This is a genomic window from Paenibacillus sp. WC2504 (genome assembly GCF_052682475.1).
Genome location: NZ_JBQZFH010000001.1, coordinates 4,507,699 through 4,530,751, shown reverse-complemented (window position 1 = coordinate 4,530,751; position 23,053 = coordinate 4,507,699). Strand labels below are relative to the sequence as shown.

Here is a 23,053-nt window from a genome sequence, read left to right as displayed (position 1 = left end):
TTTGAAAATGTGATAGAAATTCATGAGATGTTGTGTCTTTTAGTTTGAATCCACTAAAATGAAGTGAGACTATCAAACTAAAGGAGAATGACAATGAGAAAAGTGGTTTTATTCGTGCACGTATCGCTAGATGGTTTTGTAGCTGGACCGAATGGGGAATTGAATTGGATCTCTTATGACCAAGATTTGATGGACGCTGCGGATGAGATCGTTAAGACTGTGGGGTCTCCCATCTATGGACGCGTAACGTATCAGATGATGGAGAGCTATTGGCCTACTGTACTGAACGATCCTGAAAGCACGCAGCATGATATCGATCATGCGAATTGGATTGAGGACGTTGAGAAAATTGTGATTTCTAAAAGCCTAAGGGAAGTTCAATGGAACCGCACAACGCTCATTAACGAGAATATTGCAGAGGAAATCGGAAAGCTCAAGCAGCAACCGGGAAAAGACCTTGTCATCTTCGGCAGCCCAAGCATCGCACACACGTTTATGGATTTGGATTTAATCGATGAGTACCGATTAACCGTTAGTCCCATTGTGCTAGGGAGCGGTACGCGATTATTTCAAGAAGATAAGGCGACCAAACGGTTGAATCTCCTATCTTCCAAGATACTTCCTTCGGGCGTGCTGGTACTTCATTACGAAGCTAAAAAGGAGTAATACGTTCGATAATAAAAAGTTAAAAAGAGTTAAGCGAAAATAAATCGCTTAACTCTTTTTTTGTTAACTGCCTAAATTGGAAATACGATTGATTAACCCCGTGATGTCCGTAATTGTAGCAAGGATTTGAGAGTTTTGCAGTTTGTCGAGCGCCAAGTGTCCATTTACTACCACTTGATTAATTTCATCTAACAAAACTTTATTTTTCTCAACTAGTTGCTGGTGAATATCTTTAGCGAAAGCAGGAACACTTTTCAAATTAAATTGTTCGATTTCCGTTTTTAACGCGAGTAGTTGATCTTCAAGTTTTTGCTTAGTTTCAGGATTCGTAGCAGCGTCTTTGATTAGTTGTGGTGCTTCTTCAGCGAATGTACTTAGTTTGTTAATATGCGCCGTGGCTTGCTTCACATAATCCACTGATTGATTCGCCCCGTCCAGGAACGAACACGCTCCTATCATCATGGATGAAAGTACTACGAAAAGCAGCATGGATTTTCTCATTAATCATCACTTCCTTTTCCGTGTAATTTGAGAAATCTGTTTTGGTTTGGTATTGTTTTAATACGCATCAATAGAAAATAGAGTTTCAAGATAAGGAGAAAATGAGATGACGACATTTATTGATAAGATTGCGCTGATCCGTATCGTGGATGGACAAATATTGGGGACACGTTCGAAGGGGAAAGAACTCTATTATTTGCCTGGAGGCAAAAGAGACCCTGGGGAGACGGATACCGAGACGTTGATCCGGGAAATTGAGGAGGAGCTTTCGGTACATATTAAGCCGGAGACAGTGGCGCATTTCGGGAATTTCGAAGCGCAAGCAGACGGTAAGGCAGAGGGTATTGTCGTGAAAATGGCTTGTTATACGGCAGATTATGACGGCGAACTCCGTCCTGCTTCCGAAATTGATGAATTGGAATGGCTGTCTTATAAAGACAGGGATCGAGTCTCACGCGTGGTTCAAATTATTTTTGATCATTTACACGAAAAGAATCTGCTGCCGTAAGGTTTTAGACATTTTGTGCAACTAATTCTCTCTCTTAACGTCAAATTAGGACAGAGGGGAGAGAATGCTATTGTCTATGTTAAAAAAAGCGGTTGTTCAAACTGCTGCGCTGTTCGTACTGGCCTCGGCAGGGACCGCCTATGCGTATGACGTTTCCTTAAAACCGTTCACGGATGTTACCAATGAGGATTGGTTTCAAAATGAAGTCTATTCGTTATCGGCGCTCGGTATTATTGACGGCTATTCGGATTTGACGTACAAACCGGAAGCAACTCTAACGCGGGAGGCGTTCATTAAATTGCTGATGAATGCTAACCAGGTGGAAGTTGCTTCCGCTTCTGTCTCAGGAGTGGCGGGAGCTCCTGTCGATGTTGAACAGGGGCGATGGTCATACCCATACGTATCCGCGGCATATGAGCGGAAATGGCTTGATTTTATGCTGGATTCGCAGGGCAAGTTTCACCCGGAACATGCGATAACCCGAGAAGAGGTGGCCAGCATTGTCGGTAAAGCGCTGCTCGATGCTCAGACTGCCGAGTCTCGTAACCATTGGACGCTTCAAGGCTGGCACGACGAGAAGGAGAAGAGAAATTTTGCCGATAGCGACGCCTTGAATCAGAATCTGCTTTCATTTGCCTACTTTGCGGTCAATCAAGGGATCATGGAAGGCGATCAGACGGGTTTTCACCCGAAGCAATCCCTGACACGCAAAGAAGCGGCTGCCATCATTTATCGTGTGATTCAGACAGAAGTAGACACTCGTGAATTAGATACGGTAGGTTTTTATGCGATTAATTCTTATCCTGCCATCAACCACATGCCGCTGCTCGATCAAGTTACGTTCGGATGGTCGCATTTGAAATACGAAGCGCCTGGCAATGCCCAATTGGAGACAGCAACGACCGAATACCGTATTCCTACCGGCTGGGAGGAGGTTGTTCAGACAGCGAATGCAGCCAACATTCAGAAAAATTTAATGGTTTATTACGGTGAGAAAAATCTGAAGAATTTCTTGAAGGACGAGCCCGCGCAAAAAGCGTTTATCCAATCTTTAAAAGGGGTTCTTACTGATGCCAGATATGGATTTACTGGAGTAACCATCGACTTTGAAGGGCTAATGGACGCAACTAGTGCACCTGACTATAGTCAATTTCTGAAAGCATTGAAGGCGGCAATTCCAACCTACCCACTAACGGTGACGGTTCAACCTGATTATTACTATAAAGGTTATGATCTAAAAGAAATTAGCGCTTTAGCGGATACTGTCGTTCTAATGGCTTATGATTTTACGCATAATGACAGTAAACTTCCTTCTGCTCCATTGCCGTTGGTGAACGATGCGGTGAAACGCACATTAGCGATTGTTCCCAAAGAAAAACTGGTGCTAGGGATATCTAAGCAGGCTAATCAATGGATCACAGCAAACGGAGTTGCTGAACTGTACAATCCGGAGATAGAAGCTGTTGAAAAAAGACTTGCATCACCAGGAGTTAATCAATCGATGAGCCTACCTTATTTTCTGAGGGAGATCTCTTTCCAAGATGATCGTGGCAGCCACGATATTTATTATGAAGATACGGCCAGTGTGGATAAAAAGGTATGGCTTGCGAAGTATTATGGGTTAAAAGGTATTTCTTTATGGTACATGGGCAATTATACCGAGTCGGATTGGGCATTATTTAATCCAAAATAAGCATAAGGGCTGTCTGGAAAGGTCAGAAATGATCTTCTCAGACAGCCCTTTTCATTTTCGTGTGGGAGACAAGTAAAACCTAAAAAAAAACCGACTTCCCCTAAAGGAACCCTATATGAGGTTCGCGCGGATTCGTATACGATGAAAATAGAAACCGCTGGAAGCGGTTACAACAGGGTGCATGCCAACATTTATGAGCCGGATGATCTACGATTCTGGATTGAACTGAAAGCGCTTGGCGCTTTCGTTTTATCATAACATGTAAAGGAATGAGGGGTACGATGAGAAGGTCAAAATGGATGGCATGTACGATGGCTTTTGCACTAACAACCGGATTGGTTGGCTGCAGCTCCAATACAGATAAGCCGGCGCCTGCGGCATCTGCGATTTCACCTGCAACGGCGAGCGCAGCACCTGTTGTGCCGCAAGGACCAACGAAATTCAGCATTTCCTTGCGAACTTTGAATTTTGATTATGTAGAAAAAGCAGCGAATTTGAACGAGGACAAATGGGTGAAAGAGCTGGAGAAGAAAACGAATACAGACCTGGATATTCGTTTAGTGCCGCATGCCGATTTTGAGAAGAAGATGGTTCAAATGTTTGCAACAGGCGACATTCCAGACGTCGTGCAGGCGGGAGCCAGTACGAGTGGTAAAGAGCTTGCAGGTTCCGTTCAAGCAGGCGTTTTTCTTGAATTGAATGACCTTATTAAACAGTACGCGCCAAATTTGTTGAAGACAATTCCGCAAGCGGCATGGGACGAAGTTACGCTGAACGGTAAAATATATGCGATTCCGGAATATATTTCCCAGCCTTCCCGAAGAGCGACTTGGGTGCGCGAAGATTTGATGCAGAAAGCCGGGATCACGAAGGATCCGAAAACGGTTGATGAGTACCTGGACATGCTGCGCGCTTTTAAGAAAATAGGTGTAGAGCATCCGTTCATGGGACGTCAAGATTTTAAATATGCGGATATATTCTTTGGCGCTTACGATGTTTACCCGTACCTCAGCCAATTTGAGGTCGTTGACGGGAAAGTACAGCCGAAATTTTTTGATTCAGAAAACATGCAGAAGGCATTGCAAACGTACAAAACGATGTTTGACGAAGGGTTAATTCATAAAGAATTTGCAACGATTAATCCAACCAATTTCAAAAACATTATTTTATCAGGGAAAGCCGGCATGTGGGAAATGAACGCGCAGGAGCTGCTGCAGTGGCAAACGCAATTAAAGCAAGCCGTGCCTGATGCGAAAATCAAAATTATTCCTTCTCCGATTGGTCCAGACGGCAAGGGCGGTGGATATTTATATTCATCCGGTGCACGTTCCTATTTAATCAATGCGAAAACAGCGAAGGATAAAATTCCAGGCATTCTTAAGTTCTTCGAATGGCAAACATCGGAAGAGGCTGACAAGTGGTTCGACCTGACGCTGCCGACAGAGCCGAAAACGGATGCGGAGGTATCCGAACAGCGTTATCTGAGCGGTTTCCTTCATATGGTCAAGGACGATGCGTTCCGCAAGCAAATTTTGAACACAACGCAGGATGGGAAGGATCTACTCAAAACGTTTGAGACCGTTTTACCGAATGAAGGACGTGGCGGCTTGGAGTTTGATCCGATTTTGGAAGCTATGCAGAAAAATCCGGACATAGCACCTTTATCCGATACAGCGCCTGCCGTACTGCTCACACATATGGTTAAAATGGTGTATGGCAAAGAGCCGATCAGCGATTGGCCGAAGGTTATCGAAGAGTGGAAGTCCAAAGGCGGGAACGATGCGCTGAAGGCTGCGAATGAGCTCTACCAGAAGAGAAGCGGCATCAAACTCAGAGGTCCAGAAGCTCAGAAATGGAAGTAAGTTGACCGAATAAAGGCTGGGCTAGAGTCTGAAAAGACATTCTATCCCAGCCTTTCGTTGTGTCTAGGCGCTCCAGTGAGGCGGCCGGCTGAGCGATTTCGGCAGCTTGGTCTGCGAATCACCCTTTGCGGCATTGATTTGGAACTGCGTGAGGAAGAGGCTTCCTGTAAAGTCAGCGCCACTCAAGTTGGCGTCCCGGAAATCAGCCCCAATGAGATCCGCTGATCGCAAATCTGCCTCTCTCAGGTCCGCAGCGATCAGATAGGCGCCCCGCAAATGCGCGCCTCTTAGATCAGCGCCTCGGAGGTTGGCGCCAATGAGATCCGCACCACGTCCGTAGCTCTTTTGACGCCCACGGGAAGTTTTCAGCTGACGCTGCACACTTGCTCTTACGAGCTCGCTCGTCTGCAGGAGCAAGACATTCACATTCGCACGATGTGCCCCAAAGTCCAGTTTCAAGAGCGCTTCAGCACTTAGGGCTGTGAGTCGTTCCGTCTCATCCCGTGCTGAACGAAGCGCTTCATGTATAGACTGCGTCTGCTCAAGCGCGAGCGCTTCGGTTAAATACCAGAGCAGCTCATGCAGCTGCCTCATGATAGGGAACACCTCAAACATTTGTTTCGCCGTTTCGGGGGCTTTCACCCAGTCTTTACCGCTGTAAGTCACTTGAGCGACTTGTTGACCAGCGCCAAAACAATCATATACGGTGCATCCGCGATAACCGATTTCTCTTAGATCCTGGTGTACACCACAGCGAAAGTTATCACCTAGATTATGGCAGCGCTGGCCGGCATGTTTGTCAACCGCGAAGTCGACAGAGGCGGAGAAGGGCAGCGCTACACAGCATAGACCAAAGCAGTTTTCGCAATCCGCCCTAAGTTGGCGATAATCATCGTTGGAAACAGCTGTAGATTCATGAGGTTCCGGCAAAGGTTGTCCTCCTTTTGCTAGTTTTCTATGTCATTCAGATATTTCCAATATAAATTTCAGGATTTAGTTCGTCAACGGTATAAGTTGGTTATAACTAAACTTGCTACTACTCGTATGACTACCTCCAATCTGGGAATAATATACTTTTTACAGAGTAGATAGTAATTATTTCCATATGAAATGGGAGATGGCGATGCATAAGCTTATGCGAAAAGACAGAGGAAACGATCTTTTTGAACTGGCGTTGTATGTGCTTGCGGCCGTATGTTTTGTATATTTTCTGATTAAAGGGATATCGCCGAAAATGTGGCAGGCCGTCTTGATTGCAGTGGTACTGCTGTTGATCAGAGGGGTTGTCAAGCTGACCAAGAGCACGATGTTTCCGGCGCTTAGGTTCTGTGTGCTGCTGTTCATTTTCATAACGATGTTTTTGGCAAATGAATTCGGATTTTATAGTGTCGTACCCTATTTGGATAAAGTTGAGCATCTCTTTTCAGGTGTCATCCTTTGTTTTGTGGGCTTACTTATTTATGGGAAAGCAAGCGATCTAGAGAACAAATCCGTCACGCCAAGCGCAAAGGTCGCGATATGGCTAAGCCTCTTTTTTTCTGTAGCGATGGCAGGAGTTTGGGAAATATATGAGTTCACGACGGATCATTGGTTCGGATTGAATTCGCAAAACGGCAGCTTGGTGGATACGATGACAGATATTATTTGTGGAACGATAGGCGCGGTGCTGACCAGCCTTTATTTAGTCATTCAGGCAAAACGGAGGAAAATGCCCTTAATTGACGAAGTTACTATACAACGATAAAGGTGACAGGTCAGGAATAGGGAGGCACGCATGAGAAAAGTAATTATGTTTAACAGAGTATCTATAGACGGCTTTTATAAGGGGCTAAATGGGGAAATCGATTGGTTTATCCATGATCCTGAAGTCGACAAAGCCGCGCATGAGATGATGAATCCGGATACGATTTTTTTCGGAAGAGCGACCTACCGGATGTTTGAAGGTTATTGGCCCCAAGTGGCCAATAATCCGAATGCACCAGCAGGGGCTCGGGCGATGGCGAATGAATTAAACGAGATGACCAAAATCGTCTTTTCTTCGACGATGGAACGTGCTAGCTGGGAGAACTCCAGGTTAGTGAATGGGGATATCGCCAAATTCGTTCAAGAGATCAGGCAAGAAGATGGAGCGGACATTGTCATTTTTGGCAGCGGATCGATTGTGCAGCAGTTATTTAATGCGGAACTCATCGATGAATATTTATTTGTGGTCACTCCGGTCGTTCTGGGTTCGGGAAAACCTTTATTTCATGATGCGAGTGGAAGACAAAACCTGAAATTGAAGGAAACGAGGAGCTTTCGCTCAGGAAACGTTTTACTCCATTACGAGAAGTAGAAGAAGACAACATAGAAAGAGGAGACTGCTTAAAGGCAGCTCCTCTTTTTTTCGATCGGCAGAACCAGGATATGCTGAAGACCGTTTCGGCCCATTTTTGTGCGGCCATCATCTCTAAAACCTGCTTTTAAATAAGCTTGTCGTGCGGGAAGATTGTTCAAATTTACAGCTAGTACAATTTCTTCTGCTTCCGGGAAATGCTGCTGGGTAAATTCTTTCAGCTGCAGGAGCGCTGCTTTGGCATGACCATTCCCCTGATCTGCATGATTAATTGAAAAAGCGCGAAACACAAGGGAATTCGAATGATCCGAATAGTCAAATCGTTCTTCTCCGTCATATAGAATAAAAAATCCAACGGGCTTATCATTCGAAACAATAACAACAGGAAAACGGTGTTTATCCTCCAAGGCGATATGAAGCATCTCTTTAGGCATGCCAGTGAACTGTTTTTGGTCTTCTGGCAAGTAGAACGATTCCAAAGCGGCTTTATGTTCAGGTTTATAAAAAATAATTTCAGTATGTTGGCTTGTATGCATATGTCTACTCATCTTGCCCCCCAATAAGATACGGAAATCTACACGTTTAACCACTATTATACTAGATATTACCCATGGAAAAAGCGAAAAATGTAGCCGGACAAAGTCCCCTTTTTCATCCAAAAAATAAATTCACGCCCTCCCCTGGTTTCTGTACTTTTCACTAGAATAGTCAGATATGTATTATCAGTAGGTAAAAAGGAGGGGGATCCATGCTAGAGGAATACGAGTTTATTTTAAGTTTGAAATTGCTGGAGTTTGAAATTAGGCAAATAACATCTTATACCAGCGCCTTTCCGAAGTGTTACACGATGTTGAAAAATAAATTAGATGACCTAAGTGATTTTATATATAAAGAGGAGAATATTCAAAACTGGCCTTTATGGCAGTCGAATATTGAAGTGCAGGAACTTTCGCGAAATGTGAGGGAAGCGTCCATTCGTGCTTTGCGTGTATTGGAGAAATATCAAGCAGGACATGGGGAAAAGGATGAAATTCAGCAAAGCAAGTATATGGATTTATTATCAGATTCCGTTCGTTCCGAAGTAGCATGTTTACAGATTGTTCAACAAAGCAAAGTGTTGTTTATTGGCTCAGGAGCGTTCCCTGTCTCTGCGCTAATCATTGCCCAAGTGACCGGTGCGGAAGTGGTAGGACAAGATTTAGACCAGGAAGCGGTAGAACTCGCTGAGCAAGCAGCGGCAATGAGCGACAGGGTAAATCGTGTGAGTTTCACCCACCAACCATTGAAAGAGTTGGCCTTTGTCCAAGAGGCAACGCATATTATTGTGGCTTCACATGTAGCCAATAAGCAGGAGGTTCTTGAGGATTTGAGACAATTAGCAAGCAGTCGTGTGAAAATTTTGATCCGATACGGCAATGGGCTAAAATCGCTGTTTAATTATACGTGGCCGGAGGGGAATCACTTGCCCGGGTGGACACAAAGTCGTGCAAGTACGGTATCACAGCTGTATGACACGGTCATTTTGGAGAAAGCGATGCAAATGAAAGAAGTTTGAGAGCGGAACCTTCCTAATCAATTAGGGAGGTTTTTTATATTGCCATTTGAGAACTCGATGTTCCTTCCACATCAACCTGAATATTCCAATAACTTTAAGCGCATAACAATATGTAAAAAGTGCGTGATTAAGGAGAGTTTGGCATGAAGATGGAGATTCCGAGGGAGCTAAGTGTCGAGAAAGAAGCCTATCAGACCGCTGTCTCGGCCGAACTTTCCGGTAACTTGCAAATATTGCGAACCTACTTTACAGATTGTGCAGATGTATTATTCACTCAGTTTCACACTCACAACGGGTTGAACGCCTGTATGCTGTATCTCCGCGGCGCTGTGGATGTGGAACTTCTTGATGGAAATGTGCTTACCCCGCTAAAGAACTCGAAAGCAGACTCAGCAAGTTCGATCGAAACTTATAAAGATTATGTCAATGTGTCTGATGTCTATGGGCTCCAAACCATTGGTGAAGTCCTCCACGACGTCCTGGGAGGCAGATCCGTTGTCTTCATTGATACCGTACCAGGCGCTCTAACGATTGGACTTATGAAGTACGATACACGTGCTGTTGAAGAGCCGCTAGCCGAATCTGTTGTCCGTGGTTCAAGAGAAGGTTTTATCGAATCGACAACGGTCAATACCTCATTAATTCGAAAAAGATTAAAGACGCCGGCGTTAAAGTTCATCACCTTCACGGTGGGGACTTATTCTAAAACGGAAGTCACAATAGCTTATATTCATGGTATCGCGAAGCCTGATATTATCAGCAAGGTTTCAGAGCGAATAGAGCAGATCGACATTGACGGTGTGCTTGAGAGCGGATACATCGAGGAACTGATCGAGGGCAATACGTATTCGCCTTTTCCACAAATACAAGCAACAGAACGCCCCGATGTGGCTGCAGCAAGCTTACTGGAGGGACGTATTCTTATTCTGACCGAAAATACGCCTATCGTGCTGATCGTCCCGGCTACGTTCTGGTCCATGATGCAATCACCTGAGGATTATTATCAGCGATATTTAATCGGAACGTTGATTCGTTGGCTCCGTTACACGTTTTTCCTCATTGCGATGCTCGCACCTGCTGTATATGTAGCGGTTCTAACCTTCCATCAGGAGATGGTGCCGACAACTTTGCTCCTGCGCGTGGCCAAATCGAGGGAAGAAATTCCGTTCCCGGCCTTGGTGGAAGCACTCATTATGGAAATTACGTTTGAAGCGCTGCGTGAAGCAGGTATTCGACTTCCAAGGCAAGTCGGCTCTGCAGTCAGTATCGTTGGCGCGCTTGTCATTGGCCAGGCGGCTATACAAGCCGGCCTTGTCTCGGCGCCAATGGTCATGGTTGTTGCCATTACCGGGATATCATCCTTTATGATGCCTCAGTACTCAGCAAGCATTGCGCTCCGAATCCTGCGATTTCCCATTATGATTTTGTCAGGAATTATGGGGTTATTTGGTCTAATTCTGGGGCTGTTGTTAGTCATAAGCCATCTTTGTATACTTCGTTCATTTGGAGTTCCCTACATGGCTCCTTTAGCTCCAATTTCCCTAAGCGGTATTAAGGATGTGCTTTTCAGGGCTCCTATCAATAAACTGAAAACGCGACCGTTGTTTTATAGTGAGGGCAATATCAAAAGACAGGGCGATAAACCGGATACAAAGTAATGATGCAGGATGGAGGGGAAAAGAATTGAGGCATCGGATTGGCTTCCCAGTACTTGTATTAGTACTGCTTATGACTACAGGCTGCTGGGATCGTGTGGAGGTCAATGACATGGCCTTGATTATCTCCGCAGGAGTAGACATGAAAGATGAAGATGAAATCGAAATGACCGTTCAAGTCTTTATTCCGAATCCAGCCTCGGCAAGTAATGAGGGCAATGGCGGGGGGCAAGGTAATGTATACACCATGTCATCGGTGGGCAAATCCATGGCAGATGCTTTAAGTGAATTGCAAAAAAAATTGCCTCGTTTTTTTTCTTGGGGGCATGCGAAAGCCTTCTTTTTTGGGGAAGAATTGGCAAGAGAAGGCTTGAGTGATGAGTTTGATTTCTTATTCAGAGATATCCAGACGCGGGAGCAGTCCAACTTCTTTATCTGCAAAGGGACCGCCAGGCAGCTGTTGGAGTCGCAAGTGGATCCTAATACCTATGAAACCTTAATTAAACTTTCTCAGAAGCCAGTAAACCATTCTTCAACCATGCACGAAGTGGAGGAACTGTTAAGCGCTGAATCGCAATCTTTTCTTTTACCGGTGGTCGCACCTGCCACCCTAATTACAAATAAGGCTAAAAAGCAGATTCTAACTGTCGAAGGAATGTCCGTCATCCAAAAGCAGAAACTGAAAGGCTTTCTAAGTCCTGAAGACATCATGGGAGTTCGCTTACTAAGACCAAAAGATCTTGGACGCAATATAACCATGACTCAAAAATTAGACGGCGGTAACATTGTCATCAAGATCATGCATACCAAAATTCGACTGTACCCTTCGATTGAAAACGGCGTTTGGAAAATGAGAGTGAAATTAACGTTGGATGGAAATGTCATTCAGAACTCAAGCACAATTAATATAGCAAAAGGCAACGATGCCATGAGACGCATTGAGGAACCTTTTAATCAAGCAATGAAGGAAATTATGTTACATACCCTGCATCGTTTGCAAACGGAGCAAAAAGCTGATGTTGTAGGATTTGCAAGGGCATTTCACAAAAAATATCCACTAATATGGAGAGACAAGAAGGGCGAGTGGACTTCCATATTCCAAAGTATGGAGATGCAAGTGGAAGTTGATAGCACTATACAGGGGCCAGGAGTTGCCAATATTCCTGTATATCAGAGAAGAGGTGAGGTTAGCGATGAGTGACATGGTTTTAACGACTCGCCAAATATTCTGGATGATGGTAAGCACGCAAGTTATTATGACCATTTTATTGACAACGGCGCCAGCTATTCAATTGGCCAATCAGGATGCCTGGATATCCTTGATTGTTTCTACCGCGGTGGCGATAGGAATCGCCTATATTTGCGGGAAGCTGGCTTCCATTTTTCCGGATAAAACACTCATTGAATTTAACCGGATTTTGCTTGGAAAATGGTTTGGCGGTGTGATTTCGGTGATGTATTTGCTGGTTTGGATCGTCATTCTTACCGTCATATTAAAACAATTTAGTTTGTTTATTACAGGGACAATCATGCCCAGAACACCGGTTTTTTTAATTCAAATCCCCATGTTTCTTGTTGTGATCTATCCGACTGTGCATGGTGTTGGTGTGATTGCACGAATTTGTGAACTAACGGGCCCGATCATATTAATTGGCGTTATAGGGCCTATGTTTTTGGCCATTAATCAACTGGACAGGGATCGGCTACTGCCGATTTATATCGATAATGGTTTGCTGGCATTGATGAAAGGTTCGCTGCCAGCGGCCGCCTTCTTAGGCGATTGCATCATGCTGCTTATGCTGATTGCCTTTGTTGTGCAGAAGAAGCAGATTGTCCGCCATGCGGTAGGAGGCGTAATGCTTTCCGGTATCGTAACATTGATATCCGTTATCTTCAGCATCTTAATGTTTGGACACAACGTGGCCGCGAATTACACGTATCCAATGCTCATGATCGTTCGATCGATTTCCATCGGCGGTATCATTGAAAACCTGGATGCGATCGTTGTAACGATTTGGATTATGAGTGTTTTTACTAAATTATCGCTATATCTATTTGTTTCAAGCTACGGCACATCACAGCTTTTGGGTTTGAAAGACTGGAGAAAAATGACATGGGTGATATCGGCGATCGTCTTGTTAGCCACATTAATACCCTTTAACTATGAGGAGATTTCCGTCATTTTTCCTGTAAAAGTAGCTGCTCCTTACATTTTCCCGATTTTCATGGTAGCAGGTCCGCTTATCCTGTTTTTACTGGCACTTATGAAACGGAAAAAGCTCCGCATGCAGCCGAACTCTTAACTGAACATCAAAGGACCGTCAGAAGGATCGTGCCTCTCTGACGGTTTTTTATCGCTAACTATATTGACATGCGATATATCATGATTTATTATATCGATATACGATACATTGAAATTCGATATAACTGAAGGCGATATAAATATGGATTGGATGGAGGTGAGAGCCATATGGAGGTTTCCAAAGATCTGCTGCCATTGACGGAAGCATTTTACTATATTTTAGTGACTTTATATCCCCGTGCGGCACATGGTTACGCGATGATGCAGGATGTAGAAAAGATGAGCGCCGGCAGGGTACGCATAGGTGCAGGCACTTTGTACACAGCATTAAACACACTGCAGAAAAAAGGGTTAATCGAGCACGCGTTAGAGACGGAAGCGAGTGTTGATTCGCGTCGCAAGCTGTACGCGATAACGGAGCTGGGCAGGCATGTATTAAAAGCTGAGATGGATCGAATGGAAGAACTGCTGTCGAATGCAAGATCAGCCATCGCAAATGTAGAGTAGGAGAGAGGGCGTGCTAATGATGACCAATACGCTAAGTAACCAATTCGAATATCGGACTAGATTTTCATTTGTATGGAATTATGAGAAGGATGAGTCGTGGTTCACTTCTTTGTCTGCACAAGGCCTACACCTAGTCAAACCGGGGGTATTCCGCAATCGTTTTGAGAAAAATAGCGCGGTTCGCTATGTTTACCGAATGGATTACCAAAAAATCAGCGGCAAAAATAACCTTGATGAATATAAGGCTCTTTTTGAGGATTCAGGTTGGGAGCACGTAGATTCTCTGTTTGGCTGGCATTATTTCAGAAAGCCGTTTCGTGAAGGCGAATCGTATGATATTTATACGGACCGCTTATCGTTAAAGCTGTTATTCAAAAGAGTACAACTCACTTTAAGCGTTGTAGCACTAGCCAACTTGGCGCTGTTACTCATAAATGCACCTAAACTGTTCTCCGAACCACACTCACAACTCATCGGAAACACATTTACTTTCTTGGTTCCCCTTGAATTCATATGTGTTTTATTGCTAGTCTACGGCTGTTTGCGATTTCAACAAAAAATCAAGAAACTTGATGAAAACTAATGGATAATAAGGAGCGATTATGGCATTGCTTGCCTATGTGAAAAAAGTGTATGCCGCTTGGATCGATTATCCGTTGCAAGAAGGGACATTGCTTCAAGCTCAGTATCGTATCCTGCGATTTCTTGGTATGGGAAGTTACGGGTTAACCTACTTGTGCCAGGACATCAGGACTGGTGCAGAACTCGTAATTAAGCAAGCGAAGCCGAGCAAAGGGAAGTTGGGACGCGACTTGCTGCAAAAGGAGATTGAAATCATGCAGCAGCTGCAACATCCATCCATACCAAGATGTCTAGCATTTTTTAAGGAAAATAAACAGAAGTTCATGCTCATGGATTATATGAAAGGGCAAACCGTTGAAGATTTGATTTTTGAAAGAGGCGCGAAGTTTTCAGAAAAAGAAGCCTTAAGCCTGATTCGCAAGTTAATGCCAGTGGTGTCCTACCTGCACACACAAGGTTTTGTCCATCGTGATATCCGGATTCCTAATGTCATTTTGCAGGGGGATCGCATCTATTTAATTGATTTTGGCTTAGCTTCACGAATTGGGGAACCAATTGAGTATGTAGAAGGGGAAGCGCTGCAGCGGAGGCGGGCTACTGAGGTGACGTCCGATCAGTATGCAATCGGTCACTTTTTGCTCTTCATGCTGTATTCAACCTTTGAGACGACAGGTGTACTTGAGGAAAGCGCCAAAGGCTGGGAGGAGGAGCTTGATCTCTCACCGGCGACGAAACGAATGATTCGCAAGCTGCTTCAGATAGATCCTGCTTATACGAGTACGCAAGCATTCATCGATGAGGTGAATACAATCCTGGAGCAGCTATAAATCGTTCTTCATGAAAGCAAACAAAAAAGCCACTTTCGCGGCTTAGTGTTAACTTGAACTATGTTGTCTGTTTCGGTAATAACCATGACCTTGCTGGCTGTGTCCGTTACCGTAGTACCGATCGGATGAAGAATGACGACGACCGTAATGGACTCGATGACTGCTATTGTGACGATAACCTCGGTGTTTGGAGTGGAAAATGGAGCCTAATAGCTTTTTTAGCAAATATTTTATCATTTGTCAGGAAGCCTCCAATCGTTTTAATTTTTAATACGAAGGGAGACTCCATTAGTTTCAATAGGGTTGGGTGCTACTCAATGTTTTGATTTTCTAAATCGCGTAAGCGTTCAAGAATTCTACGCTTCCGGTACAGCATTTTTGTAGATTCGCCTACGTTTTTAAGCGTGCCACGGTTAATCCAAGCGCCGAAGAGGATACCGGCAATAGGAATCAACTGGAACAGTTTCTTCCAACCCCAATTGTCGCGATAAGTAGCAAAAACTTCCCGCCAACCTTGCAGCTGTGAAATCATCTGCACATCTGCTTGATCATTTGCCGCATAGTCGCTGAGCTCATCAAGAATTGCTTTCTTGCCGACGATATCCGCTGAAGAGAATTGCATGCATTTGATCGTGAAGATGCGTTCCTGCTTGATTTTGGGATCATAGCCATAACAGATAGCCAGTTCTTGAATGGTTTTCAAAGACAGGCCGAGAATGGCTGGAACATCGATGGCCAGAGTCAGAATGCCGCCAATTCCTGTCGTTGCTCCTTGGAGCGTGGCTAACTTCGTCCGATTGTGAATAATCTCATCTGCTGCTTGATCCAGGATCCGTAGTGGAAGTGTCTCCACGTCTTGAATATCAGCAATCTGTGTATGGGCCTGATGATTACCTTCGCTTCGGTGACGCACTTCTTCAATATGGCGCAATGTCCCGGTTTCAGAGATGAGATACCGGCCACCCGCTTGCAAATAATTCCCTAGTTCATTCAAAGCATCGCTAATCTTCTTATTCAATACTTTAGGTGTAAGCCGATCCAATATTTGAAATGGCAGACGCCCGATTTTCTCCCAAAACCACAAATCTTTCTGCTCAGACTCCCACGTTTTAACAATGTTCAGCTCTTGCAGCAATTGTTCCCTTGATTCCATCATGATTTACAACTCCTTTGCATCTTGTATACGTTTGAGAGCTGTATTTGGATGCAAAGGCAGGATTTTTTGATATCGGGTTGCTACTTGTTCTAAATATTTGTGAATCCAGGCGTCGACAGTTTCGGCGTTAAGACTATTTTTGCGGAAGGAGCTTGGCGGAGTGCCCATTTCCTTGGTGAACACTTGCGTGAAATAGTGGATGCTTTCAAAGCCGGTATCTTCGGCAATTTGTTTAAGCGGAATGTCTGTGTAACCTAGCAGATAGGCGGCCCTTTTGACCCTTTCGGTTTTGACGACGGAAGGGAAGGATTGCCCTAATTCTTCCGCCATGAGGCGAGAGAGCTGCCGCTCGGACACATGCAGGCATTGGGCAACATCTGAAAGTGCTATTTTTTTCGTAAGGTGAGTTTGGATATATTCTTTTGCACGTTTGAGAGTGCCTTGAAGCTCTGTTCGTGTTGTGGATGAAGCCGTATCACCAGAAAGGCAGTGCTGCAGAAATAAGCTGATACAACTCATGACCAGTGTATAGGCTAGATGTTCAATTGATTCTTTATAACGAATTTCGGACTCAGCTGCATGCAGGAGCAGCGCTTGCCAGATGAGTGCTGGCGAGGTTTGCTCGGCATTCGGGATGAATAAATGCGGATAAGCACTTAATTGGTGAAAATCGTGAATAAAAGCTTCGCTCGATTCGGACGCTATGGGCTCAATTGCAAAAAACAACAGCAGCATGCCCTCATCACTTTGTATATAGTGTCTGCTCTCAGGCTTGGAACAGTAAAGCGTTCCAGCACGCAGCGGATAGGTTACACCATCTGAAAAGTAAACGCCTTCACCTTGGACGACATAACAAATTTCAAAAAAGGAATGCGCATGAGGGCTATTTCCCTTGTGCTGCGGCTTTGCCCCCCAGTAGTGAACAAAGATGGATGCGGAGGCACCATGCAGCTGATCCACATGTTGGTTGAGGTATAGGTTACTTCGAGAATAAACAGTATGGTTCAGCATGAAAGCGCTTCTCCCCTCTAGTAAGCTGACATCTATTATATCACGGATTTTTTTAAAAAAGCGGCGTGTTTTTACAAAGACTGACTTCGTGTTCGTTTTCTATAATGAGGTGGAAGATTACGAAAAGGGGTTGTTCGATATGGGAAGCGACAAGCATGTATCGTTGGCAGGGATCATGGGTTTTCCGGTAACACCGTTTGATCATAACGAGAATGTGAATGAAAAAGCGTTTGAGGCGAATGTGCAATTTTTATTGGCGGGTGGCTTGGATTCGGTATTTGTTTGTGCCGGTTCTGGAGAGTTTCAATCTTTGGATATCAAAGAATATGAGCAGCTAGTTACGATTGGAGTCTCGGTTTCGGCTAGAAAAGTGCCTGTCTTTGCAGGCGCAGGGGGCAACCTGAAGGAAGCGGTCCAACGCGTCCAACTGGCGGAAAAAATTGGAGCAAATGGTTTATTGCTGCTGCCGCCTTACTTGATCATCCCTGAGCAGGAAGGGTTGTACAATTATTACCGGACAATCGCTCAGAGCACGGTATTGCCAGTCATTATTTATCAGCGTGATAATGCGGTGTTTACATTAAATACGCTAGAAAGATTGGCAGATCTGCCAAATGTCATTGGATTCAAGGACGGGTTAGGCAACTTCGAGCTTAATATCGAATTTGTGCAATCTCTTGGAAATAAGTTGCAATGGATGAACGGGATGCCGCTGGCGGAACTAACGATGCCTGCCTATCATGCACTTGGCTTCCATTCCTATTCATCGGCCATATCCAATTATATCCCTCAAGTATCAAGGAAATTTCATGAGAGCCTAATCGGAGGCAATCAGGAATTGCTGCAAGCGATCTATCGCGAAGTGATTTTGCCGATTCACCGGATCCGGCAGCTTCGCAAAGGTTATGCAGTTTCCTTGATCAAAGCGGGGATGGATATCGTCGGTCTGCCCGTTGGTTTGCAAGTTCGGTCACCACTAGTGCAAGTTGAACGAGAGCATTATGCGCAGTTGGAATCGATTATCAAAAAGAGCGTGGACTTGATCGATGCTGCCAATAACTTATAGGAGGTAATGAACAATGATGAAGGTATCGATTCAAGTTCCAACTTGTGATCTCTCCGATAGCGATTTAAGACAAATGTGCCAGCTTGGCGTCGATTGTATTGATTTTACGCGAGGATCTTCCTTTCCCGGCGTGAAGGAGCTTGGTTATCCGGATCTCGACCAACTGATTAAGTTAAGACGAAGAATCCGATCACATGGGATGGACATTAACCGTGTGACGCTTCCAGATATATCAAACAGTTTTATGTTGGAGGAACCTGGATCTGAGATCCAGTTGGATCATGGCAGCAATGCCATCAAAGCTTTTGGCGAAGCGGGGATCACGCTCGTTCGTCAGCGGTTTGCGGGCGATGTCTTTCCTTATCTGTCAGAGGAATACACGGCTGTGCACCGAGGAGGGGCGTTGGTACGCGGGGAATCTATTCATCGGAATCCAGACAAGCAGCCGCCTACCGTGGAACAATTGAACGCTTGGTGGAAGCGCTTCGATCTCGTCTTTGGCAAGCTGGTTCCGTTGGCAGAAGAGTACAATGTCAATCTGGCTGTTCATCCCTCAGATACACCGCATCATAATACGCCATTCGGCGGGCTTGGTTTTCATCGCGTTATTGATGCGTATCCCAGCAGAAATGTTGGCTTGGTGTACTGCGTCGGTACTCGCGGAGAAGCAGGCGGCACACCGCTAGTTCTTGATGAAATTTATCAATACGGGCGTAAAGATCGAATTTTTCTGGTTCACTTCCGTAATATTCGGGGGAGCCTGGCAACGGCAGGGGCATTTGAAGAGGCGCTTTTAGACGATGGGCACATGAATATGGCGAAAATTTTATTAGCCTTGCATCAGGTTGGCTATAACGGCTGTATTAACCCGGATCACATTACTTCACTTGAAATGGACCGTGCTCCTCATAATCCTTCGAAATCCGGCATGGGCTGGGTCGGTTGGGCGTATTCCATCGGCTATGTGAAAGCGCTGCTCGCGGCATTAACCGAATTTAGAGGCGGGAGGGATTAAACCATGTTTGAACCTCAAACGTTTCTCAATTATATAGGCGGAGAGTGGAAATCCGCTTCCAGCAACCTGGTTGAAGCCAGCATGAACCCGGCTAACCGCCATGAAACAGTGGGCTACATCCAGAAATCAACGTTGGATGATCTGGAGGAAGCTGTTGGCGCGGCCAAAGAGGCCAAGATGGGATGGCGCAAATTATCGGGCCCGGCACGCGGTGAGTTCTTGTTCAAGGCAGCTAATCTAGTGGAGCAGCGCCTGGATGAAATTGCGGAAATGATGACCCGCGAAATGGGAAAAACGCTCCCGGAGGCGAAAGGGGAAACCGCGCGCGGTGTTGCGATTTTGCGATATTACGCCGGTGAAGGCATGCGAAGTATCGGTAACGTGATCTCTTCTACGGATAGCGCCGCGTTAATGTTCACGTCCCGTGCGCCGCTTGGCGTCGTTGGCGTGATTACGCCTTGGAATTTTCCGGTTGCAATTCCTATCTGGAAAATGGCCCCTGCTTTGATCTACGGTAACACCGTTGTGTTCAAGCCTGCGCAAGAGACAGCGGTAACCGCTGCTTTGATCATGGAATGTTTCCATGCAGCAGGGCTTCCTGCCGGTGTCATTAATATGGTGACGGGCGATGGTGGCCTCATCGGACAAGCAATGGCTGACCATCCGGACATTCAAGGCATCACATTTACTGGCTCGAACGTTGTGGGGAAAAGAGTCGGGCAAAGCGCTCTGGCAAGAGGTGCCAAGTACCAGCTCGAAATGGGCGGAAAAAACCCCGTCATCGTAGCACGGGATGCGGATCTAGACCTAGCCGTTGATGCCACTATAAGCGGAGGCTTAAAATCAACGGGGCAGAAATGCACAGCGACGAGCCGAGTAATCGTGCATAGCGAGATTTACGAAGCTTTTAAGATGAAGCTGCTGGAGAAAGTTCAGAATATCCGTCTAGGCTCCGGCTTTGAAGCTGCAACGTGGATGGGTCCTCTTGCGAGTGAAAACCAGTTCCGCACGGTCCTTTCCTATATCACAAAAGGTGTAGAAGAAGGAGGCACATTACTATGCGGAGGCGGAAAAGGCCTGGGGCGGGATTTGGAAGCCGGTTACTTTGTTGAACCAACCATTTTTGAAAACATATCCAGCTCGATGACCATCGCGCAGGAAGAGATTTTCGGCCCTGTGCTTGCTCTTATTAAGGTGGATTCGCTGGAAGAGGCGATCCAAATCGCGAATGACGTGAAGTTTGGACTGAGCGCTTCGATTTTTACACGGGATATTTCGACTATGTTGACGTTCATGCAGGATATCGATGCCGGTATGGTCCGGATTAATGCGGAGAGTGCAGGTGTAGAATTACAAGCACCTTTCGGCGGAGTGAAGCAGTCCAGTTCGGGATCTCGGGAGCAGGGGCAAGCGGCGATTGAATTTTATACGGATATTAAAACGATATTTGTTAAAGCTTAAATAAGGGAATTAAAAGTGAATAGTTGGGCGGGATTAGCTTCCTGCTCAACTATTTTTTTCTGCTAAATGAACGCTTCATATCGAAAAAGGAGAGAAGGCGACAAGATATGTCAGCAATCTTTGTGTGAATTTAGTGTTTGAATGTATAATAGTTCTATAGATGAATTAACAACTAGGTGAAAAAAGGGGGATGTACGGTGCAATCGAAGTTTAAAGTTGCTATAGGCATATCCGTTTTGGGGTATGTTGTAAGTCTCATAACTGCCCGCTTTCTGCCTGGGGCAATTAACTTATTAGTGCCAACTACTTTTTCATTAGGCAGTCTTATCCTGCTTAGTCGCAATCATTCAATGGAAGTGAAAAAGTTGCAAGCTCCCAATGCTGCCAGTGATGCTTTGCCAAATGCGAGGAGTACAAGCAGCACGAATCTGGGCAGTGAAGTGGAGCCGCAGGGCAAAAGTGAGAATGAAACCGATCCATTTTGGGGTCCGATTGCCGAGTACATTCATGTCATCGAAGAGACGATGATATCCGAAGGCCAGAAGAACACACTGGATAATGAAATCGTAGAGAAGACGCTTAGTTTACTTTCACGAGTTGGCCGGTTAATTCCACAGTTGAAAGAACTAAATGATGCAAACATGAATCATAACATACAACGTTTGATCTTCAAGGACCTGAATGGCGCGATTAACCCCTTTCTGAAGCTGGGTGGAGAAGCGAAACGGCTAAATCGTCGACTCCTGCTTACGGGGATCAAGGATATTAACTCCAAACTCTCTACGTATGTTGAGACAATTGAACAAAAAGATCTGATTGAACTGCAAACGCGAATGGAACTCATCCAACAACGCTATCGTTCTGATGACTAAAGGAGGAACTAACGATGACAACCCAATTAGTGCAATTAAAATCTGCAGATTTGCAGAGAGTGGAGCAGGAAGCGAAACAAATGCTCCAGAAAGTATCTACTACAGATGATATGGAATTAGAAGTCTTGATGGACTCCATTGGTCGTATGGGTGCCAAAACCATGGAGCAAGCCGGTCAATCCTTAGCCATGTTAGAGCGCCCCGTGAATGAATTGATGTCTGGCAAACGATCGGAAGTACAAAACAACATTTTGAAACTTCGTCATGAAATCGATTCTTTGAGCAAAAGTAAGCAGTTGGGATTTTTCGAGAAAATCATGAAAAAGACGCCGCTGAAAAATTATATTTACAAATATCAGTCTGTAAAAACGAACGTGAATGCGATCGTCCAATCGCTTCGCAATGGTAAGGAAACACTGGAAGAAAATATGGCTTACATGAAAACATTGAAGAAAAACTCTTTAGAATCGGTCTACAATCTTCAAATGCGGATTGCCATGGGCGAAAACTTAAAGCAGTTGTTTGAAACGGAGATTAGCAAGCCGGAAAATGAAGGCCGTAAGGTTCATCTCGAAAGAGGCCTTCGTAAAGTAGTGACGCGTATACAGTCATTTCAGGAAATGGTCATCCTCTATCAGCAAGCGATTGCGGGTACCGATATCATCAATGACAATAATGATAAACTCATCGATGCGGTCGATGCGACAATCGACAAAACGCAGAATCTACTTACGGTATCAGCGATGATTTCAATGGCTATTGAGGATCAAGTACAAACCATTGATGCTGTCAATTCGGCGAACGCGACGCTAAATAAAATGTTTGAGGACAACTCACGGTTGTTGAAGGAAACGACGCAGAAAACGAACGAGCTGCTTGGGAATTCAGGATTACAGATGGATTCCATTGAGCGCGGAATGAATGATCTCTTTAGTGCGCTGGATCTGTTCGAACAGTCTAATCGGACAATCATTCAATCGGCTACGGAGCACACGAAACGGCTCGGGAACATTAGCCAGCAGATGACCCAGAGACTTGGCTTAATGCCTGGCAATAAAACAAATGCAGAGAAAGACGCTGAGCTTAGCGGACTTTTAGAATAAAATAAAGCGAGGCTGCCCTACGTACTGGGCAGCCTTGCTTTTTTTATGAATAAGATTTGTCCATAATTGGGAAATTAGACCGAATGTCAAACCAATTGAAAGGGGAGGTAAGTATTATGCCTGATTCGACGAAAGGCCAGAAGAATATCGTTGAAAACAAAACGAGTATGTTTAATAACATGGGCCAATCAGCGACAAATTATGTCCAAAACGCCATTGAGAATGTGTTTGATTCCACACAAGACGCAACCCAAAACTTAGTGAACAACGTCATGAAGCGGCGGAAATCCGGGAATAAAAATGAGGTTTAAAGTACTAACGAAGAAATAGCTGGAGTTTCTCCAGTTATTTCCTTTCTCTGGACCTGGACATCTTT

At 44.9% G+C, this 23,053-nt stretch carries 24 protein-coding genes; 19 read left to right on the top strand and 5 right to left on the bottom strand.

The genetic code is table 11. From position 1 onward, the window contains the following. The first annotated feature begins 93 nt into the window (after positions 1-93). Positions 94-666 (top strand): dihydrofolate reductase family protein, encoded by a 573-nt coding sequence (locus ACUN27_RS20375; protein ID WP_315949920.1) that lies wholly within the window; start codon positions 94-96, stop codon positions 664-666. A 63-nt stretch (positions 667-729) separates the two neighbouring features. Here ACUN27_RS20375 and ACUN27_RS20370 read toward each other — a convergent pair whose 3' ends face one another. Then, the gene (locus tag ACUN27_RS20370; RefSeq protein ID WP_326059461.1) at positions 730-1,167 is read right to left on the bottom strand and encodes a DUF6376 family protein; all 438 of its coding nucleotides are present in this window, start codon (positions 1,165-1,167) and stop codon (positions 730-732) included. Between the two features lie 106 nt (positions 1,168-1,273). Here ACUN27_RS20370 and ACUN27_RS20365 point away from each other — a divergent pair, with 106 nt between their 5' ends. The 3 genes from ACUN27_RS20365 to ACUN27_RS20355 all read left to right on the top strand — a co-directional run bounded on the left by ACUN27_RS20365 (position 1,274) and on the right by ACUN27_RS20355 (position 5,230). Continuing rightward, positions 1,274-1,675 carry an NUDIX hydrolase gene (locus ACUN27_RS20365; RefSeq protein ID WP_326059458.1) on the top strand — a complete coding sequence of 134 codons (402 nt, stop codon included), beginning with the start codon at positions 1,274-1,276 and terminating at the stop codon, positions 1,673-1,675. 64 nt (positions 1,676-1,739) lie between these two features. Continuing rightward, complete coding sequence (locus ACUN27_RS20360; RefSeq protein WP_445559524.1) at positions 1,740-3,368, top strand: glycosyl hydrolase family 18 protein; 1,629 nt, start codon at positions 1,740-1,742, stop codon at positions 3,366-3,368. Positions 3,369-3,649: 281 nt separating this feature from the next. Beyond that, positions 3,650-5,230, top strand: a complete 1,581-nt coding sequence (locus tag ACUN27_RS20355) for an extracellular solute-binding protein (RefSeq protein ID WP_326059454.1) — start codon at positions 3,650-3,652, stop codon at positions 5,228-5,230. A 63-nt stretch (positions 5,231-5,293) separates the two neighbouring features. Here ACUN27_RS20355 and ACUN27_RS20350 read toward each other — a convergent pair whose 3' ends face one another. Next, complete coding sequence (locus tag ACUN27_RS20350; protein ID WP_445559523.1) at positions 5,294-6,160, bottom strand: pentapeptide repeat-containing protein; 867 nt, start codon at positions 6,158-6,160, stop codon at positions 5,294-5,296. Between the two features lie 193 nt (positions 6,161-6,353). On the opposite strand from ACUN27_RS20350, the gene ACUN27_RS20345 reads away from it, so the two are divergent. Both ACUN27_RS20345 and ACUN27_RS20340 read left to right on the top strand, forming a co-directional pair. Then, positions 6,354-6,974, top strand: a complete 621-nt coding sequence (locus tag ACUN27_RS20345) for a hypothetical protein (RefSeq protein WP_315949929.1) — start codon at positions 6,354-6,356, stop codon at positions 6,972-6,974. A 30-nt stretch (positions 6,975-7,004) separates the two neighbouring features. After that, positions 7,005-7,565, top strand: coding sequence for a dihydrofolate reductase family protein (locus ACUN27_RS20340; RefSeq protein ID WP_445559522.1), 561 nt, complete (start codon positions 7,005-7,007; stop codon positions 7,563-7,565). 29 nt (positions 7,566-7,594) lie between these two features. Here the strand turns inward: ACUN27_RS20340 and ACUN27_RS20335 are convergent, their stop codons facing one another. Continuing rightward, on the bottom strand, positions 7,595-8,224 hold the full coding sequence (locus ACUN27_RS20335; protein ID WP_445559521.1) for a GNAT family N-acetyltransferase: 630 nt from the start codon (positions 8,222-8,224) through the stop codon (positions 7,595-7,597). Positions 8,225-8,313: 89 nt separating this feature from the next. Between ACUN27_RS20335 and ACUN27_RS20330 the strand changes: the two genes are divergently transcribed. The 7 genes from ACUN27_RS20330 (at position 8,314) to ACUN27_RS20300 (ending at position 14,993) form a co-directional block, all read left to right on the top strand. Further along, complete coding sequence (locus ACUN27_RS20330) at positions 8,314-9,120, top strand: methyltransferase domain-containing protein (protein WP_445559520.1); 807 nt, start codon at positions 8,314-8,316, stop codon at positions 9,118-9,120. Between the two features lie 143 nt (positions 9,121-9,263). After that, entirely contained in the window at positions 9,264-10,778 is a 1,515-nt protein-coding gene (locus ACUN27_RS20325) for a spore germination protein (RefSeq protein WP_315949936.1), read from the top strand. Further along, on the top strand, positions 10,732-11,976 hold the full coding sequence (locus tag ACUN27_RS20320) for a Ger(x)C family spore germination protein (protein ID WP_445559519.1): 1,245 nt from the start codon (positions 10,732-10,734) through the stop codon (positions 11,974-11,976). The genes ACUN27_RS20325 and ACUN27_RS20320 overlap by 47 nt, the downstream gene beginning before the upstream one ends. After that, complete coding sequence (locus tag ACUN27_RS20315) at positions 11,969-13,078, top strand: GerAB/ArcD/ProY family transporter (protein WP_315949938.1); 1,110 nt, start codon at positions 11,969-11,971, stop codon at positions 13,076-13,078. The genes ACUN27_RS20320 and ACUN27_RS20315 overlap by 8 nt, the downstream gene beginning before the upstream one ends. A 167-nt stretch (positions 13,079-13,245) precedes the next feature. After that, positions 13,246-13,584: a PadR family transcriptional regulator gene (locus ACUN27_RS20310; RefSeq protein ID WP_315949940.1), complete on the top strand. Its 339-nt coding sequence runs from the start codon at positions 13,246-13,248 to the stop codon at positions 13,582-13,584. Positions 13,585-13,600: 16 nt separating this feature from the next. Beyond that, positions 13,601-14,167 (top strand): DUF2812 domain-containing protein, encoded by a 567-nt coding sequence (locus ACUN27_RS20305; RefSeq protein ID WP_379172220.1) that lies wholly within the window; start codon positions 13,601-13,603, stop codon positions 14,165-14,167. A 19-nt stretch (positions 14,168-14,186) separates the two neighbouring features. Beyond that, complete coding sequence (locus ACUN27_RS20300) at positions 14,187-14,993, top strand: serine/threonine protein kinase (protein WP_445559518.1); 807 nt, start codon at positions 14,187-14,189, stop codon at positions 14,991-14,993. A gap of 310 nt (positions 14,994-15,303) precedes the next feature. Here the strand turns inward: ACUN27_RS20300 and ACUN27_RS20295 are convergent, their stop codons facing one another. Together ACUN27_RS20295 and ACUN27_RS20290 are read right to left on the bottom strand one after the other, a co-directional pair. Then, the gene (locus ACUN27_RS20295; RefSeq protein WP_445560650.1) at positions 15,304-16,146 is read right to left on the bottom strand and encodes an EcsC family protein; all 843 of its coding nucleotides are present in this window, start codon (positions 16,144-16,146) and stop codon (positions 15,304-15,306) included. Positions 16,147-16,152: 6 nt separating this feature from the next. Further along, complete coding sequence (locus ACUN27_RS20290) at positions 16,153-17,160, bottom strand: AraC family transcriptional regulator (protein WP_315949942.1); 1,008 nt, start codon at positions 17,158-17,160, stop codon at positions 16,153-16,155. A 139-nt stretch (positions 17,161-17,299) separates the two neighbouring features. Between ACUN27_RS20290 and kdgD the strand changes: the two genes are divergently transcribed. From kdgD to ACUN27_RS20260, 6 genes are all read left to right on the top strand, one after another. Beyond that, positions 17,300-18,226, top strand: a complete 927-nt coding sequence (kdgD, locus tag ACUN27_RS20285; protein WP_445559517.1) for a 5-dehydro-4-deoxyglucarate dehydratase — start codon at positions 17,300-17,302, stop codon at positions 18,224-18,226. A 13-nt stretch (positions 18,227-18,239) separates the two neighbouring features. After that, positions 18,240-19,241: a mannonate dehydratase gene (locus ACUN27_RS20280; protein WP_315949944.1), complete on the top strand. Its 1,002-nt coding sequence runs from the start codon at positions 18,240-18,242 to the stop codon at positions 19,239-19,241. Between the two features lie 3 nt (positions 19,242-19,244). Next, on the top strand, positions 19,245-20,702 hold the full coding sequence (gucD, locus tag ACUN27_RS20275; protein ID WP_445559516.1) for an alpha-ketoglutaric semialdehyde dehydrogenase GucD: 1,458 nt from the start codon (positions 19,245-19,247) through the stop codon (positions 20,700-20,702). 197 nt (positions 20,703-20,899) lie between these two features. Further along, positions 20,900-21,574 carry a hypothetical protein gene (locus ACUN27_RS20270; RefSeq protein WP_445559515.1) on the top strand — a complete coding sequence of 225 codons (675 nt, stop codon included), beginning with the start codon at positions 20,900-20,902 and terminating at the stop codon, positions 21,572-21,574. Between the two features lie 14 nt (positions 21,575-21,588). Beyond that, positions 21,589-22,677, top strand: a complete 1,089-nt coding sequence (locus ACUN27_RS20265; RefSeq protein ID WP_315949947.1) for a toxic anion resistance protein — start codon at positions 21,589-21,591, stop codon at positions 22,675-22,677. 116 nt (positions 22,678-22,793) lie between these two features. After that, positions 22,794-22,988, top strand: coding sequence for a hypothetical protein (locus ACUN27_RS20260; protein WP_315949948.1), 195 nt, complete (start codon positions 22,794-22,796; stop codon positions 22,986-22,988). Positions 22,989-23,053: the final 65 nt, after the last annotated feature.

Bases quoted from the DNA above. Each gene is read 5' to 3' on its own strand.
- ACUN27_RS20365 (WP_326059458.1), top strand. From the start codon at position 1,274: ATGACGACATTTATTGATAAGATTGCGCTGATCCGTATCGTGGATGGA.
- gucD (WP_445559516.1), top strand. From the start codon at position 19,245: ATGTTTGAACCTCAAACGTTTCTCAATTATATAGGCGGAGAGTGGAAA.
- ACUN27_RS20305 (WP_379172220.1), top strand. From the start codon at position 13,601: ATGATGACCAATACGCTAAGTAACCAATTCGAATATCGGACTAGATTT.
- ACUN27_RS20260 (WP_315949948.1), top strand. From the start codon at position 22,794: ATGCCTGATTCGACGAAAGGCCAGAAGAATATCGTTGAAAACAAAACG.
- kdgD (WP_445559517.1), top strand. From the start codon at position 17,300: ATGGGAAGCGACAAGCATGTATCGTTGGCAGGGATCATGGGTTTTCCG.
- ACUN27_RS20310 (WP_315949940.1), top strand. From the start codon at position 13,246: ATGGAGGTTTCCAAAGATCTGCTGCCATTGACGGAAGCATTTTACTAT.
- ACUN27_RS20355 (WP_326059454.1), top strand. From the start codon at position 3,650: ATGAGAAGGTCAAAATGGATGGCATGTACGATGGCTTTTGCACTAACA.
- ACUN27_RS20375 (WP_315949920.1), top strand. From the start codon at position 94: ATGAGAAAAGTGGTTTTATTCGTGCACGTATCGCTAGATGGTTTTGTA.
- ACUN27_RS20370 (WP_326059461.1), bottom strand. From the start codon at position 1,167: ATGAGAAAATCCATGCTGCTTTTCGTAGTACTTTCATCCATGATGATA.
- ACUN27_RS20330 (WP_445559520.1), top strand. From the start codon at position 8,314: ATGCTAGAGGAATACGAGTTTATTTTAAGTTTGAAATTGCTGGAGTTT.
- ACUN27_RS20315 (WP_315949938.1), top strand. From the start codon at position 11,969: ATGAGTGACATGGTTTTAACGACTCGCCAAATATTCTGGATGATGGTA.
- ACUN27_RS20325 (WP_315949936.1), top strand. From the start codon at position 9,264: ATGAAGATGGAGATTCCGAGGGAGCTAAGTGTCGAGAAAGAAGCCTAT.
- ACUN27_RS20345 (WP_315949929.1), top strand. From the start codon at position 6,354: ATGCATAAGCTTATGCGAAAAGACAGAGGAAACGATCTTTTTGAACTG.
- ACUN27_RS20300 (WP_445559518.1), top strand. From the start codon at position 14,187: ATGGCATTGCTTGCCTATGTGAAAAAAGTGTATGCCGCTTGGATCGAT.
- ACUN27_RS20295 (WP_445560650.1), bottom strand. From the start codon at position 16,146: ATGGAATCAAGGGAACAATTGCTGCAAGAGCTGAACATTGTTAAAACG.
- ACUN27_RS20280 (WP_315949944.1), top strand. From the start codon at position 18,240: ATGATGAAGGTATCGATTCAAGTTCCAACTTGTGATCTCTCCGATAGC.
- ACUN27_RS20265 (WP_315949947.1), top strand. From the start codon at position 21,589: ATGACAACCCAATTAGTGCAATTAAAATCTGCAGATTTGCAGAGAGTG.
- ACUN27_RS20290 (WP_315949942.1), bottom strand. From the start codon at position 17,160: ATGCTGAACCATACTGTTTATTCTCGAAGTAACCTATACCTCAACCAA.
- ACUN27_RS20340 (WP_445559522.1), top strand. From the start codon at position 7,005: ATGAGAAAAGTAATTATGTTTAACAGAGTATCTATAGACGGCTTTTAT.
- ACUN27_RS20360 (WP_445559524.1), top strand. From the start codon at position 1,740: ATGCTATTGTCTATGTTAAAAAAAGCGGTTGTTCAAACTGCTGCGCTG.